A 14,232-nucleotide genomic window follows, 5' to 3' on the forward strand; every position below is an offset into this window, starting at 1 on the left:
TTCAGGCAGCGGACAGGGTGGACTGGATCAATCGCGCCGCATCGGCCGGCCGCGCGCCCACTTCCAGGGTGAAGGTCGGCACTGTGGTGACCAGCCTGGCGATCGTCGCCAGCCGGTTTTTCTGCACCTGCAGCAGGCCGGTCATGCCGGTCCTGACATTGTCGGCGGCCAGCGCGACCATGGCGTCGGTCCTGGCCATGGGATGAAGCCTGCTCTCGCCATCGGCGGAGCGGGCAAGATGCAACAGCGCCGAGACCGGCCTGGCGACAATGTTTTCGACGCGCAATATCTCGCCGAGGCGCTCGAGCGACACGGCCTGTTCGCCATTGCGGTCCCAGGAGGGGCCGAGGCAGGGCAAGACGAGCGGGACAAGTTCGGCGGTCTTGCGGTGAATCTTCACATGGCGAGGCAGGCCCCAGGCAACGGCCTTGTCCCGCGCCACGTCGAGGATCATGGAATCGTCGGCGCAGAGGCCGAAGCCTTGCGAGGCCAGCGCCAGCGATGTCGTGGTCTTGCCGGTGCCGCTCGGCGCGTGGATGAGGACCACGGCATCGCTGCCCGGCAGCGTCAGGCCGGCGGTGTGCAGCATATACTGCCCACTGGCGTCGAGCGCGGCATCCAGCACCAGCATCCACGCCGTCCAGGTGACCCTGACGCCCGGGCCGGTGCGGATTTCGGCCCGGCGCTGGCCGGTATGGATGGAAATCGTCTGGCGGCCGGGAAAGACCAGGTGGACGAGGTCGCCGCCATCGATCATCCGGCAATGGCCGTCCTCGGGCACCTCGCCGTCGAAGGCAAGCGTTCCCTCAGGCGTCTCGGGCAGCGTCGGTGTCTCGACGATGTCGATGCGAAAGGCGGCATCGACGGGTTCGGCGGCGCTCAGGCCCGAGAGCATCCGGTCGAGATCGCGCCAGAGCTCGGCGCGTTCGGCCGATATGCCGACGACCTGACCGTTGAGGGCGTAGCTGACGGAAGCGGTCAAGCGGCGCGCGCCTTTCCGGGCTCGGCATGATGGCGGTAGATTTCGACCATATTGGGAAGGCTGTCGCTGACCACCGGCCGGCCCTCGAGGCAGACCCAGCAATGCGCCGACAGGCGCGGCGCATGCAGCGATTGCGGATCGACGCCGAAGCGCAGGTCCGGATCGAAGCCGGCGAGACGCAGGAAGCGATGGGCGAGCAGGCCCTCCCTCAGGCATCTGCGGTCGCGCATCAGCCAGGGATGCCTGACCGCGCGGTTGACGCTGGCGACGATGTAGGCGGACGGCAGGCCGCGATAGGGAGTCGACGATGTCAGCGGCGCCCATTTAAGCACCGCTTCGAAGTCGCGCTTGCCGACGAGGGCCGGCATCAGCCGCGCGCTGGCCCACAGATGGGCGCGAAACAACGCCCGCAGCAGCGGCCCGTCAGCCATCATGCACCGGGGTCGGCGAGGATGCCTTCCGACACCAGTTCCGCGGCAAGCGCCGCCATGTCCTGGTCGAGCATATCCTTGTCGACCTCGAACTCGTCGGAAAGCAGATCGACGATCTGGTCGAGGCTGCGCGCGCCGTCGACCTTGTCGAGAAAGGCTTCGGTGGTGCCGTTGCAAGTATAGAGCTGGCCGCTGCGCGCCAGAAGCACGACGGCGCCATCGCCGACATGCTGCACCGAGGCGTCGTCGGCCAGCCGCAGAACCATCTCAGATGCGATTTCGACCATGGGCCATCTCCAGTCCATGCAAAAATGCTGGAGAGCCATTAGCGCGGCAAGGCGGTGCTGTCCATTGCTCTGACGGCCTGCCCGCGACGGGCTGCGGCTCGGTTGGCGAGGAAAATCACGCGCGTGAGGGTTGCGGCGCAGCGGTCACGGCGGACAGCTTTCGCGCTTGCTCCACACCGCCCTTTGGTAGGCCTCTTCATGGCAACCCCGGAAACGACCGACGACCGCAACTGACAATGAACGCCATTGCCCGGCAAGCTGGCAAAAACCGGGGGTGTTGCCTTCTTTCCCCTAAGTAAGCTATGGAATCGCCGGGGTTTGGGGAAAGGGTGACGAGTATGCGTTACAATTGGGATAGGGCTCCGACGGCGTTCGAACGCCATCGGAGAGCACTTGCGGCTGCGATACTGATCGCCGGCGGCGTCGGATTGATGCTCGCGGCCTTGCCGCTTTAAGCCGGCAAACAGTGCCGACAGTCAGGAACGGTGCCGTGGCACCGTCGCCAGGGATTGCCTGCCCCGGCCGCCGGCGCTGTTCAGCGCGCCTGGCCTGTCACCGCGATGAAGCCGCGGTCGCGACCTTCGAAGCCCTGGCTGAAGCGCAGCACCAGCACGGCGATGACCGCCGGCTTGCCCTCGGGCGCGAATTCGTAGGCCTCCGACAGGGACTAGGAGGTCGGGCAGTTCCCCGAGCCCGGCACCGCCTTGTCCTCGTGCAATATCTTCAACGGCTTGCCGTCCTGGCCCTGCAACGTCAGCCGGAAGCCGAGCGCCTTGCCCGATATGTCGCCATCTTGCTGTGTCTCGAAGCTCGCCGAGCAGTCCGCCGTGCTCGCTGCCTGGCCCAACGCATGGCGGGCAGCTACCGGCATGCCAAGGTGCCGGATATTTGCGACCGAGGCGAGATCGGCCATCGACGAAATTCGGGGAAGACATGGCCGGCCGGAAGGGCATAGGCTATTTGGGGGTGGCAAATTTTCCGGGGAGGAAGCTGGATGGCGTCACGCTACCACGAGGTCTATGAGAGCTGGAGGCGCGATCCGGTAAGGTTCTGGGCCGAGGCGGCCAAGGAGATCGACTGGTATTCACCGGCCGAACGCGTCTTCGACGCCGAGGCCGGCGTCTATGGCCGCTGGTTCACCGGCGCGACCTGTAACACCTGCTTCAACGCCATCGACCGCCATGTCGCCGGCGGCCGCGCCGACCAGGTGGCGCTGATCCATGACAGCGCGATCACCGGCACGATCCGGAAATACACCTATGCCGACCTCAAGCGCGAGGTGGTCGCGCTTGCCTCGGTGCTGAAGAACCGGGGCATCGGCAAGGGCGACCGCGTCATCATCTACATGCCGATGGTGGCGGAGGCGGCCATCGCCATGCTCGCCTGCTCGCGCATCGGCGCCGTGCATTCGGTGGTCTTCGGCGGGTTTGCCTCGCATGAGCTTGCCACCCGCATCGACGACGCCAAGCCGAAGCTGATCATCTCGGCATCCTGCGGGTTAGAGCCCGGCCGTGTCGTGCCCTACAAGCCGCTGCTCGACAAAGCGATCGAGATGTCGAGGCATAAGCCCGATGCGTGCCTGATCCTGCAGCGCGAGCAGCTGCGCTGCGAGCTGAAGGACCACTACGACATCGACTATGCCGACGCGGTTGCGCGCGAGCGGGCCGCCGGCGCCAATGTCGACTGCGTTCCGGTGCTGGCCACCGACCCGCTCTACATCATCTACACATCGGGCACGACCGGCCAGCCGAAGGGCATCGTGCGCGACAATGGCGGCCACATGGTCGCCTTGAAATGGACGATGGAGAACGAGTTCGGCGTCAAGCCCGGCGAGGTGTTCTGGGCGGCCTCCGATGTCGGCTGGGTGGTCGGCCACTCCTACATCGTCTACGGCCCGCTGCTGCATGGCGCGACCAGCATACTTTTCGAAGGCAAGCCGATCGGCACGCCGGACGCCGGCACCTACTGGCGGGTGATATCGCAGCATGGCGTGGTGGCGCTGTTCACCGCGCCGACCGCGTTCCGCGCCATTAAGGGGCAGGACCCGCGCGGCGAGTTCGTGCCGAAATACGATTTGTCGAAATTCCGCACGCTGTTCCTCGCCGGCGAGCGCGCCGATCCGGAAACCATCAAATGGGCCGAGCAGAAGCTCGCCGTGCCGGTCATCGACCACTGGTGGCAGACCGAGACGGGGTCGCCGATGACCATCAATCCGGCCGGTCTGGGGCTCTTGCCGGTTAAATACGGTTCGCCCGGCGTACCGATGCCGGGCTACGACATCCGCGTGCTCGACGATGCCGGCCACGAAGTGGCGCGCGGCACGCTGGGCAATGTCGTGGTCAAGCTGCCGCTGCCGGCCGGCTGCCTGCCGACGCTGTGGAACGCCGACGGCCGTTTCCGTCAGGCCTATCTCGAGGAGTTCCCCGGCTTCTACAAGACGGCCGACGCCGGCATGCTCGACGAGGACGGCTACCTCTATGTCATGGCCCGCACCGACGACATCATCAACGTCGCCGGCCACCGGCTGTCAACAGGCGCGATGGAGGAAGTCCTTGCCGCGCATCCCGACGTCGCCGAATGCGCCGTCATCGGCATCGCCGACGCCATGAAAGGCCAGGTGCCGCTCGGCTTCGTCGTGCTCAACGCCGGCGTTTCGCGCGATACCGCCCTCATTGAAAGCGAGGTGGTGGGACTGGTGCGCGAGCGCATCGGCCCGGTCGCCGCCTTCAAGACGGTGGTGACGATCAAGCGTCTGCCCAAGACCCGCTCCGGCAAGATCCTGCGCGGCACCATGCAGAAGATCGCCGACAAGGAGGAATGGACGATGCCGGCGACCATCGACGACCCCGTCATCCTCGACGAGATCACCGCGGCGCTGAAGGGGCGCGGCATCGGGGTTTAGCCGGCCTGCATCATCGCCTGCAACTGCGGGACCAGCCCCGGCGCAAGGGCGATTGCCAGCCGATGACAGCGAGGCCCAAGACGGCTTAACTGCCGGTTCCCCACGCCTGAAGTAACGAACGAGTAATGTTCGCGCCGGTATGGAAATTCCGGCCGAGCATGATATCGAGGCTTCATGCGTGCCGTGTGACATGCTCCCTGAAACTGGGATAGACCCCTAGCGAGCATCGAGCCTCAATCCGTGAGCCTGTTCCAGCGATCGAGACGACCCCGGACCGCGCCGCGCGACCGCCTGGAAATGGATATGCAGGACACGGTCGTCTATGCAATCGGCGACGTGCACGGCTGCTACAGCGAATTGCGGTCGCTGGAGCAGAAGATCCTGCTCGATGCGCTGCCCTTTCGCGGCCGCAAGATCATCATCATGCTCGGCGACTATGTCGACCGCGGCCCGAACTCGAAGCGCGTGCTCGATCATCTCGTCGCGCCGGCGCCGAAAGGTTTCCTGCGCGTCTGCCTGGCGGGAAACCACGAGGTCGCGATGCTCGGCTATCTCGACGGCCATCTGTCGCGCGAGCTGTGGCTGGCGATCGGCGGGTTGGAGACCCTCTATTCCTACGGGGTCGACCCGGCGCGACTCTCTGACCTCTACGGCTCAAGCGACGAGGTCGACCGGCGCATTCGCGAAGCCATTCCCGCCAGCCATGTCTCCTTCATGCGCACACTGCCGGTGATGGTCTGCTCGCGGAAATTCGTCTTCGTCCACGCGGGCATCAGGCCCGGCATCGACCTCGTTGACCAGGACGAGGACGACCTGCTCAACATCCGCGCGGAGTTCTTCGAGCAGGCTCAACTCCTCGACCGCTGGGTGGTGCATGGCCACACGATCGTCGATGCGCCGAAGTTCGAAGGGCACCGGCTCGGCATCGATACCGGCGCCTTCCGGAGCGGCCGGCTGACCGCGGTCAGGATCGTCGGCAAGCACGGCAAGCTGCTGTCTTCGGCGAGTTAAGGAAGAGCACAGCGTCGCCGCTCTCAGATCGGCGCAAGCTCGGCCTCGGCGGCGGCGCCATAGGACAGCAAGTCGCCCTGCCATTTGCTGCGCTTGAGAAACTGTTCCCAGGTCAGCGCATTCGGATCGATCTTCCGACTCCAGGTCAGATCGCGCCCGGGAGCGTAGTAGCCATATTCGACGGCATATTCGACCATGCCCACCAATTCGCGCACGAGATGCTCGTTGCCGGCGAAACCCGGAAAATGGCGCAACAAGTCTTCGCGCGAGTATGCAGAGGCGTAGCGCGCGCGCTTGCCGGTGACGCGCACAAACGTGTCCACCATTTGCTGTGCCGAGATAAACTCGCCGATCACGGGCAGCGCCTCCCCGGCGTATCGCGCGGGGTGATCGAAGATCTCGCGCACCGCTGGACCGGCCGCAGTGAGCGGGTCGCAGAACGGCACGGGGACGTCCGGAGGCAAGTATATGGCGAAATCTATGCCGTCCTTCACACCTTGCGGCACGTAGTATTCCAGGAAATTGGTGTAATAAAACGCCAAGTATACAAACGAGCTGCGAATGGGTAAGCTGCGGATGTAATCCTCTACCTTTGCCTTGTCCGTGAAATGCGGTGCCCACTTGGTGCCGCCGGTGATCGCTTCGACATTTTCGAGCCCGCTGAAAACCACGTGTTCGACACCAGCGGCCACTGCCGCGTCGGCCAACTCCTTTCCGAGGTTGAGTTCGGGTTCCGCCGGCGGCACCTTGACGATCGGCGGCGTCATCAAGAACGCCCCGGCCGAACCTTTCAGTGCTTCGGTCAGTTCGGCCTGCCGGCCGAGTTCCAGGGGCGCCACCACGACCTCAGCCCCCTTCTTCGCCAAGGCTTGCGCTGGTTGGCTGTCGAGACGGCGAGTCAGCGCACGCACGCGGTAGCGTCCACTGTCGAGCAGGGACTTGGCGACGCTGCGACCCTGCTTGCTCGAGGCCCCGACAACAGTGATCAGGGGTTTGGAGGTATCAATCTGGCTCATGCTGATTATATCCCGGCTTGAGGGCGAAATCGCTTCGGCCCCGGACAGACGATCACGCCTGGCCGCCGAAAAGCGTGCCGCGACGTTTGGCTCAGCAAGAGTCTCGGACGATTCTACGTATTTTTGAAATCGCATAAGTGATCGGCTACTATCCATTCCATGGATACCAAACGCCTTGATCTCAATCTGTTGGTTACGCTGGAGACGCTGCTGATCGAGCGCAACGTCACGAAGGCGGCTGCCCGACTGCATCTGAGCCAGCCAGCGGTAAGCGCCCAGTTGAACCGCCTCAGACAAGAGTTCGACGACCAACTGCTGATTCCCGCCCAGCGAGGGATGACGCCGACGGCCAAAGCAATGGAACTGCTCGACCCGTTGCGCCAAACCCTTGATCAAGTTCGCGCCACGGTCAGCTCGCATCGGAACTTCAATCCGGCGAAGGCCAGGCTGATCTTCGCGATTGCCTGTACGGACTATCTGCAAGCTGCGATAGTCAAGCCGCTTGTCGTGGAGCTCAGGACGCTAGCACCGGGCGTTCGCGTTGCGATACGCAATCTGGACCTGCCGCAATTGGAAGCGCAGATGGCGCGCGGTGATGTGGATTTGGCACTGATGACGCCGCAGGAGGCCCCGCAAGGTCTTCGCGCTCGACATCTATTCGATGAGCGCTACGTGCTTATCGGCCGCAAGAAGCATCCGCGGCTGCGGGAAGGAATCACGGTCGCTGAATTTGCCGAGTTGGAGCAAGTGGTCGTGTCCGTGGAAGGCGGCGGCTTCGCGACACCGGTAGACAGTGCCTTGGCCGCTCTCGGACACAAGCGTAATGTCGTGCTCTCCGCGGCTTCGTTCCTGTTCGTCCCCGAGATCGTGTCTCGCTCGGACTTCGTCGCGCTGGTCCCGGAACGGCTGGTGCGTGATTCCGCGGACAAGCTTGATGTGATGGACTGTCCGTTTCCCGTTGAAGGCTTTGCGGTGGGAATGGTGTGGCATGAGCGCAGCCATGGACACAGCGGCCAGCGCTGGATCCGTGAGACCGTAGTCTCGCTTGTCGCGAATGAATCCTCGTCTCGGGCGCGCCATGGTTCCAACTAGACCGGTTCGGCGTTCATTGAAACGCCGAACCGCTCTGTCTCTTTGGCGCGATTTCGGACGGAAAACCGTCCACGCCTTTTCAGGAATTGCGTCACGCAGCCTGTTTGGTGCGCGCGTCCGACTTCTCCAGATAGTAGGTCGAATAGCGGTCGAAGAATTTCTCGGAGCCACCGAGCGATCCGTATTTCGCCAGCCGCTTCAGATCGACCTTGTTGAGCACGGCGCCAATGATCTTGTTGGCGACGTAGGGCTCCGATTCCAGCATCGAGCGCACCATGGCGCGCGGCGTGCGGCCCCATTCGGTGACCAGCACGAATCCGTCGACGAGCGGCGCGAAGGCCTTGGCGTCAACCACGGGACCCAGCGGCGGCAGGTCGACGACGATGTATTCGAACGTCTCCTTGGCGTTGTCGATGAAGCGGCGCATGCCGGCCGAGGAGAGCAGCTCGCTGGTGTGCGAGAACTGGCCGCGCAGCACCGCCGGGATGATCGCCAGCTTCGTCTGCCGGTCGACCTTGCCGACCGACTGCCAGGTCTGGCCGCTGACCACCGCTTCCATCAGCCCTTGCTCGGTTTCCATGCCAAGGCTGCGGCTGAGGCCGGGATTGCGCAGATCGCCATCGATCAGCAGCGTCCTGGCGCCGTTGGCGGCCAGCAGCCCCGCCAGGTTCGCCGCCACCGTCGACTTGCCCTCGCCGGGCAGAAGCGAGATCACGCCGATGACGCGGCTGCCCTGACCTTCCATCACCACGTCGAAGGCGATCTTGGCGTTGCGCAGCGTTTCGGCGAACATCGATGCCGGCGCATCGATGCTGACCCGCATGCGCGCCCGTTTCTCCGCCGCCGACAGGCTGGCGACCTTGGGATCGGTTTCGGCGTCGTCGGACTTGTTGTCCTTGCCGGACCTACCGCCGCCGATCGTCGGCAGGTAGCCGAGGAATTTGAGGCCGACGCGGTCGCGGATGTCATCGCCGGTCCTGAAGAAGCGCTCGTTGAACTCGTTCAGGCCGCCAAATCCGGCGCCGGCCAGCACACCGAGCACGAGGAAGAGCGCCAGCACCTTGGACGTGCGCGGGCTGGCGGCGGAGAGCGGCATCGTCGCATCGGAAATGATGCGCACCTTGCCGACCGGGAAGGACTGCTGCTGCGAGGCCTCCTCATAGCGGCCGAGGAACGTCTGGTAGAGCGTGGTGAGCGCCGTCGCCTGCTGGGTCAGATCGCGCAGCTTGACCTGCGACTGGTTGTCGATGGAGCTCTTGCCGGCCGCGTCGGCGATCTTCTGCCTGAGCGCCGTCTCACGTGTCTGAGCCACCTCATATTCGTTGCGGTAATTTTCGGTAAGCTGCTTCAACTCGCCGAAGATCTGCGCCGACACATCGGCCTTCTCCTTGGCAAGCGCCACCGCCTGGGGATGGTCCGCGCCATAGTTGGCCGAAACGTCCTGCAGCCGCTTGGCGATGGCGAGATAGCGGGTCTTGAGCGTCGTGATGACCGAGCTGCTCGGCTGATCGCTCGCGATGGCGGAATCGTTGAAAGCATTGTCGGAGCCGCTATCGACGATCGCCTTGTATTGCTGATAGCGGGCGCTGGCGCGAGCCGTGTCGGCCTGCGCGACGATGAGCTGGGCATTCAGGTCGGCGAGCTGCTTGTCGCTCATCAGCTGCCCGTCGCTGTTGGCGGACAGTCCGTGCTCGGCCCGGAACATCTCGACCGCCATCGACGCCTTCTGCGAGCTTTCGCGAAGCTCCGTCAAGCGGCCCTGCAGCCAGACCGCCGCGCGTTCGGTGGCGTCGAAGCTGGCGTTGAGCTGGTCGGCCAGATAGGCCTCGGAATAGGCCTTGGTGATCGCCGTCGCCAGCGCCGGATTCGGCGACTGGTAGGCGATGGCGATGACGTAGCTGCGGCCATTGCGCTGCGCCAGCACCTCGTTCTGCAGCTTCAGCACGGCGTAGTCGTGGCTCGCTTCCTTGATCATGGCGTCGCGCGTGGCGGCGTCGACATTCTCGATGCCGGGGAGCTGGTCGGCGGAGCTGCTGCGGAAATAGCCGATCACGCCGCGCACGAAACCGATGCCCTTGGCCAGAGCCGATTGCGGCGGGTTCATGAAGTCCTGGTTCTGGTCGAGCTTCAGCTTGTCGACCACCACCGAAGCCAGGCGCGCCGAGTTGATGATCTCGATCTGGCTGAGCAGGGCGGCGTCCGTCTGCATGGTGACGGAGGCGGCGGAGATGTCGTCGACGACCTTGTTCAATCCCTCGTCGATCAGGACACTGGCGACCGACATGTACTGCTTGGGCGTGGTCTGCAGATAGAGCACGCCGAGGAACAGGCCGATGACGGCGCACACCGCCACCACCTTGACCTGCCGCGCGGCCATGCCGAGCAGGCGTTCGATGTCGATGAAGTCCTCACCTTTTTCCGCGTCCGCGCTGGGCAATGGCATCCTCTTGTCGAGGGGAAAATTGGCATAGTTCATCGTCGGTCCAATTCCAGGTTGCAGGCTCTATCGGCCTTCGAAGATTGGCGTCGTCACCAGAAAAGACCACGCAACATTCATGCCAGAAAGCGCTTGGCCGGGTCGGCCAAGCGCGGCGGCGTTTGTCGCGCCATCATCGATACGCATATGCACCCAAAAGATGGGCATTATGCGGCTTCTTCCCGGCGCTCATGCGTCCGGACGAATTGCTGCAGCATCTCGAAGACCGGTCCTTTCATGTCGTCGCGCGCCAGCGCAAAGGCGATGGTGGCCTCGATGAAGCCTTCCTTCGAGCCGCAGTCGAACATGCGGCCATTGAAGGGCTGGGCATAGAAGGACTGGCTCTGCGCCAGCCGCACCATGGCGTCGGTGAGCTGGATCTCGTTGCCGGCGCCGCGCTGCTGGTTGCCGAGCAGGGCGAAGATCTCCGGCTGCAGGACGTAGCGGCCGTTGATGTAGAAGTTCGACGGCGCATTGGCGGGCGCCGGCTTCTCGACCATGGCGGTCACCTCGAAGCCGCTGCCGATCTCGGCGCCGCGGCCGACGATGCCGTATTTGCTGGTCTCGCTCGGCTCGCAACGCTCGACGGCGATGACGTTGCCGCCGGTGCGCTGATAGAGGTCGACGGTCTCGGCAAGGCAGCCGCGGCCGCCGAAGGACACCATGTCGGGCAGGAGCAGGGCGAACGGCTCGTCGCCGATCACCTCGCGCGCGCACCACACCGCATGGCCGAGGCCCTGCGGCGACTGCTGGCGGATGAAGGAGGTGGCGCCGGCGACGGGCAGCAGGCTTTCCAGCGACTGCAGCTGCGCCTTCTTGCCGGTCTGCTCGAGGGTCCCGATCAATTCAGGATGCAGGTCGAAATAGTCCTCGATGACCGCCTTGTTGCGGCCGGTCACGAAGACGATGTGCTCGATGCCTGCCTCGAAGGCTTCGTCCACCGCATATTGGACGACCGGCTTGTCGACCACGGGCAGCATTTCCTTCGGCATCGACTTGGTCGCCGGCAGGAACCGCGTTCCAAGCCCCGCCACCGGTATGACTGCCTTCCTGACTTTCTTCATCGCATAGTCCTTTTGAGAAGATCGATTTCAATATGCCGCAGGCTCCGAACCCACTCTCCGTCAGCCCGCACTCTCACCTCCCCGCCCCACGGCAAACTGTGCCGCAACCCTTCGCAGCCGGACGGCGATCGGCATGCTCATATGCCTGACCGCCGCCGGATCACTGAGCGCCGTCCATATCGCCTTGAGCGGCGACCGCGCCTTGATGTGCTGGACCAATGACAGGAACGAGGCCGCCCTGCGCAGGCTACGGCCGCGCCTCAGGAACGCGGCCTGCGCCTTGCCTTCCATGGAATTGGAATAAGTGCTCGCGAAAGCGGCATCCGCCCCAAGCATCGCCTGGACATGATGCAGCTCCAGCACGCGGGAGATCGATCCGGTGCGGATGTGGTAGACGTAGCCGGTCGTCGGCTCGACCACGCATTTGCCGCCCCTGGCGAGCGCGCTGGCGAGCAGGATGTAATCCTCGCCGATGATCAGCCTCTCGTCGTAGCGAAGGCCGCTCTCCTCGAGGAAATCGCGCTGGAAGATCGGCTTGAGATAGCCGAGATTGAAGCGCGACTCGAAGACGATGTTGCCGGCGATGTAGTCGGCGAGCGAGATTTCGGCCAGGCCCTCGAGATAGTCGGCCGGGAACATCGTGTCCTCAGCAACGCCGTCCTCGCGCACGACCTGGAGATTGTCGACCGCGATCACCGCGCCCGCCTTCTCGGCCCGCGCGATCATCGTGCATATCCGGCCGGGATAGACGGCATCGTCGGAATCGAGCACCGCCACCCACCGGCCGCGCGCGGCCTCGAGGCCGGCGTTCCTGGCGCCACCGGGGCCGCGATTGCGCTGAAGCGCGACGACGCGCACGATGTCCTCGGGGTAGGAGCGCGCCACGTCGAGCGTCCGGTCGCGCGAGCAGTCGTCGACGACGATGACCTCCACGGAAACGTCGCGCTGGGCCATGGCGCTGGCGATCGCCCGGTCGAGCGTTGCCTCGGCATTGTAGGCGGCGATGATGAAGCTGACGTCAGGCTGCATGCTTGCCCCCTTGCTGCGGCGAGGACAGGCCGTACTGACGGATCTCGCGTACGCCGACGAGGCCGCTGACCACGCCGACATGCATGATGCCGCGCAGCACGCTGCGGTTCCTGCGCACCGGGCTGATCGCGGTCAGCGCCGCCATGGCGAAGCAGTAGGCGGCCTTGGCCGAGGCGAGGCCGACTTGCGCGACGCGCCTGATGCCGCTCGCGCCGTGCCCGATGAGGTGTCCGTGCGTCTGCCCGAAGCGGAAGCGGCGGCGGCGCAGCCAGTCGAAGGCCGCCCTGGCATGCGGCACGACTTCCTCGACCAGCGCATCCGGCGCAAAGGCGATGCGGCCGCCGTCCCTGACCATGGTGTCGAAGAACTCGGTGTCCTCGCCGCCGGTCTGGCCACGCGCCAGGCTGAAGCGGCGGCCGCGCAGGCTCGCTTCGCTGGTTCTCAAGAGGACATTGCAGGTATAGCCGGTGCGGATCTCGCCGCGCACCCAGACCGGCAGGGTCGAGTGGAAATCGCCCTTGCGCATCCAGGCCGGCGCATCCGATCCGTAGCGCGCCCGCACCGGTCCGAGCACGGCGGTGGCGCCGCTCGCCTCGGCAGTCGCCACGAGCTCGGCCAGCCAGCGCACCGAAGCGGTCTCGTCGTCGTCGATGAAGGCGACAAGATCCGATACGCTGGCGTCGAGGCAGGCGTTGCGGGCGATCGAGATGTTGCGCGCCGGCGCGTGGCGGTAGCGGATCGGCAGCTTCAGTTCCTGCGCAAGCGCCTTCACCAGCGGCTGGGCGCTCGGCTGGTCGTCATTGTCGGCGACGACCACGCCGATCTCGAAGCCGGCGGGCCTGTCCATGGCGGCGATGGAGCGCAGCGTGTCGGCAAGCTCGAGCCGCCGGAACGTGCAGACGCAGATATCGATGGAGCGGGTGTTGCCGGCCATCACGCCACCCCGCGCTGCGATCGGCGCCCGAGGAGCTGCAGCCAGAAGCCGACGGACCAGCCGAAATGCATGACCATTGCCGACACGCCGACAAGCGTAAGGCCTGGGTTACGCTGCCGGATGGCGGTCACGAGGCCATAGCCGAGGCAGACCGCCGCCCACACCATGAACGGCACCGCCGCCAGCCAGTGGACGAAGGAGAAGGCTGCAAGCAGGACGACCGGGAACACCAGCAGCGGGATCATCTGCCGGAGCTTCGGCACCATGCGGTGCTTGAGCACGTTCCTGGCGCGGCCGCGGCCGTAACCGAGATACTGGAAATAGAGGCTCTTCAGCGACGAGCGCGGATAATAGATCATATGCGTCCTGCCGCTCATCCAGATGCGGTGGCCGGCCTGGCGCAGCCGGTAGTCGAGCTCGGCATCCTCATTGTGGCTGAAGGTCTCGTCATAGCCGCCGACCGCAGAGAAGGCCGCTATGCGCATCAACGCGTGGTGGCCGTGATCGACCCATTCTCCGGCCGACTGATGCCGGTGCTTGGAGCCGCCGGTGCCGAGCTTGGAATTCTGTGCCGCCGCAACCGCCTTCTGCACCGCCCCGGTGCCGCTGGTCAGCATGGAGACGACGACCGAATCGGCGCCGGTGGCCGAAGCCTCCTCAACCAGCCGGTCGCAATAATCGTCAGGGTAGCCGCCATGCGCATCGATGCGGATGAGGTAGCGCGCGCCATCGCCATGGCTGGCGACCGCGAGATTGATCGCGGCACTCTGAATGCGCTTCGGATTATGCATGAGCACGACCCGCGCATCGTGCCGGGCGATCCCCTCGACGATGCCAAGCGTGCCGTCGGCGCTGCCGCCGTCGGCAACGACGATCAGGGCGCCGAGCCTTTGCGCGGCGGGTCGCAACTGCTCGAGCAGCGCTCCGATATGGGCGGCCTCGTTCAGGCACGGAATCACGATCAGATTCGATGCAGGCACTGCGTTTGACGTCATGCGGTTCTTTCCA

General features: G+C 64.9%; 13 protein-coding genes. 3 read left to right on the plus strand and 10 right to left on the minus strand.

Features of this window, described 5'->3' with window-relative positions; genetic code table 11:
- Position 1: 1 nt before the first annotated feature.
- The 4 genes from EN857_RS02065 to EN857_RS35445 form a co-directional block, all read right to left on the minus strand.
- Positions 2-982: a serine kinase gene (locus EN857_RS02065; protein WP_135857876.1), complete on the minus strand. Its 981-nt coding sequence runs from the start codon at positions 980-982 to the stop codon at positions 2-4.
- A complete protein-coding gene (locus EN857_RS02070) occupies positions 979-1,413 on the minus strand; it encodes a lasso peptide biosynthesis B2 protein (RefSeq protein ID WP_135857969.1) in 435 nt (144 codons plus the stop codon). The genes EN857_RS02065 and EN857_RS02070 overlap by 4 nt, the downstream gene beginning before the upstream one ends.
- The gene (locus EN857_RS02075) at positions 1,413-1,700 is read right to left on the minus strand and encodes a PqqD family protein (protein WP_135857878.1); all 288 of its coding nucleotides are present in this window, start codon (positions 1,698-1,700) and stop codon (positions 1,413-1,415) included. Before EN857_RS02075 ends, EN857_RS02070 begins: the two co-directional genes overlap by 1 nt.
- A 667-nt stretch (positions 1,701-2,367) precedes the next feature.
- A complete protein-coding gene (locus EN857_RS35445; protein ID WP_245511254.1) occupies positions 2,368-2,613 on the minus strand; it encodes a hypothetical protein in 246 nt (81 codons plus the stop codon).
- A gap of 81 nt (positions 2,614-2,694) precedes the next feature.
- Between EN857_RS35445 and EN857_RS02085 the strand changes: the two genes are divergently transcribed.
- Both EN857_RS02085 and EN857_RS02090 read left to right on the plus strand, forming a co-directional pair.
- Positions 2,695-4,602, plus strand: coding sequence for a propionyl-CoA synthetase (locus EN857_RS02085; RefSeq protein WP_135857880.1), 1,908 nt, complete (start codon positions 2,695-2,697; stop codon positions 4,600-4,602).
- 303 nt (positions 4,603-4,905) lie between these two features.
- Entirely contained in the window at positions 4,906-5,613 is a 708-nt protein-coding gene (locus EN857_RS02090) for a metallophosphoesterase family protein (RefSeq protein ID WP_245511255.1), read from the plus strand.
- A 23-nt stretch (positions 5,614-5,636) separates the two neighbouring features.
- Here the strand turns inward: EN857_RS02090 and EN857_RS02095 are convergent, their stop codons facing one another.
- Positions 5,637-6,629 (minus strand): NmrA/HSCARG family protein, encoded by a 993-nt coding sequence (locus tag EN857_RS02095; RefSeq protein ID WP_135857885.1) that lies wholly within the window; start codon positions 6,627-6,629, stop codon positions 5,637-5,639.
- A gap of 159 nt (positions 6,630-6,788) precedes the next feature.
- Here EN857_RS02095 and EN857_RS02100 point away from each other — a divergent pair, with 159 nt between their 5' ends.
- Positions 6,789-7,721 carry a LysR family transcriptional regulator gene (locus EN857_RS02100; RefSeq protein WP_135857888.1) on the plus strand — a complete coding sequence of 311 codons (933 nt, stop codon included), beginning with the start codon at positions 6,789-6,791 and terminating at the stop codon, positions 7,719-7,721.
- Positions 7,722-7,812: 91 nt separating this feature from the next.
- On the opposite strand, the gene EN857_RS02105 is transcribed toward EN857_RS02100, so the two are convergent.
- The 5 genes from EN857_RS02105 to EN857_RS02125 form a co-directional block, all read right to left on the minus strand.
- Positions 7,813-10,197 (minus strand): polysaccharide biosynthesis tyrosine autokinase, encoded by a 2,385-nt coding sequence (locus tag EN857_RS02105; RefSeq protein WP_135857890.1) that lies wholly within the window; start codon positions 10,195-10,197, stop codon positions 7,813-7,815.
- A gap of 167 nt (positions 10,198-10,364) precedes the next feature.
- Positions 10,365-11,261, minus strand: coding sequence for a UTP--glucose-1-phosphate uridylyltransferase GalU (gene galU / locus EN857_RS02110; RefSeq protein ID WP_127391423.1), 897 nt, complete (start codon positions 11,259-11,261; stop codon positions 10,365-10,367).
- Between the two features lie 60 nt (positions 11,262-11,321).
- Entirely contained in the window at positions 11,322-12,290 is a 969-nt protein-coding gene (locus tag EN857_RS02115; protein WP_135857893.1) for a glycosyltransferase family 2 protein, read from the minus strand.
- The gene (locus EN857_RS02120) at positions 12,280-13,224 is read right to left on the minus strand and encodes a glycosyltransferase family 2 protein (RefSeq protein WP_135857895.1); all 945 of its coding nucleotides are present in this window, start codon (positions 13,222-13,224) and stop codon (positions 12,280-12,282) included. The genes EN857_RS02115 and EN857_RS02120 overlap by 11 nt, the downstream gene beginning before the upstream one ends.
- Entirely contained in the window at positions 13,224-14,219 is a 996-nt protein-coding gene (locus tag EN857_RS02125) for a glycosyltransferase family 2 protein (RefSeq protein WP_135857897.1), read from the minus strand. Before EN857_RS02125 ends, EN857_RS02120 begins: the two co-directional genes overlap by 1 nt.
- Positions 14,220-14,232: the final 13 nt, after the last annotated feature.

It is taken from the genome of Mesorhizobium sp. M4B.F.Ca.ET.214.01.1.1 (assembly GCF_004791545.1).
GTDB classification, from domain to species: domain Bacteria; phylum Pseudomonadota; class Alphaproteobacteria; order Rhizobiales; family Rhizobiaceae; genus Mesorhizobium; species Mesorhizobium abyssinicae.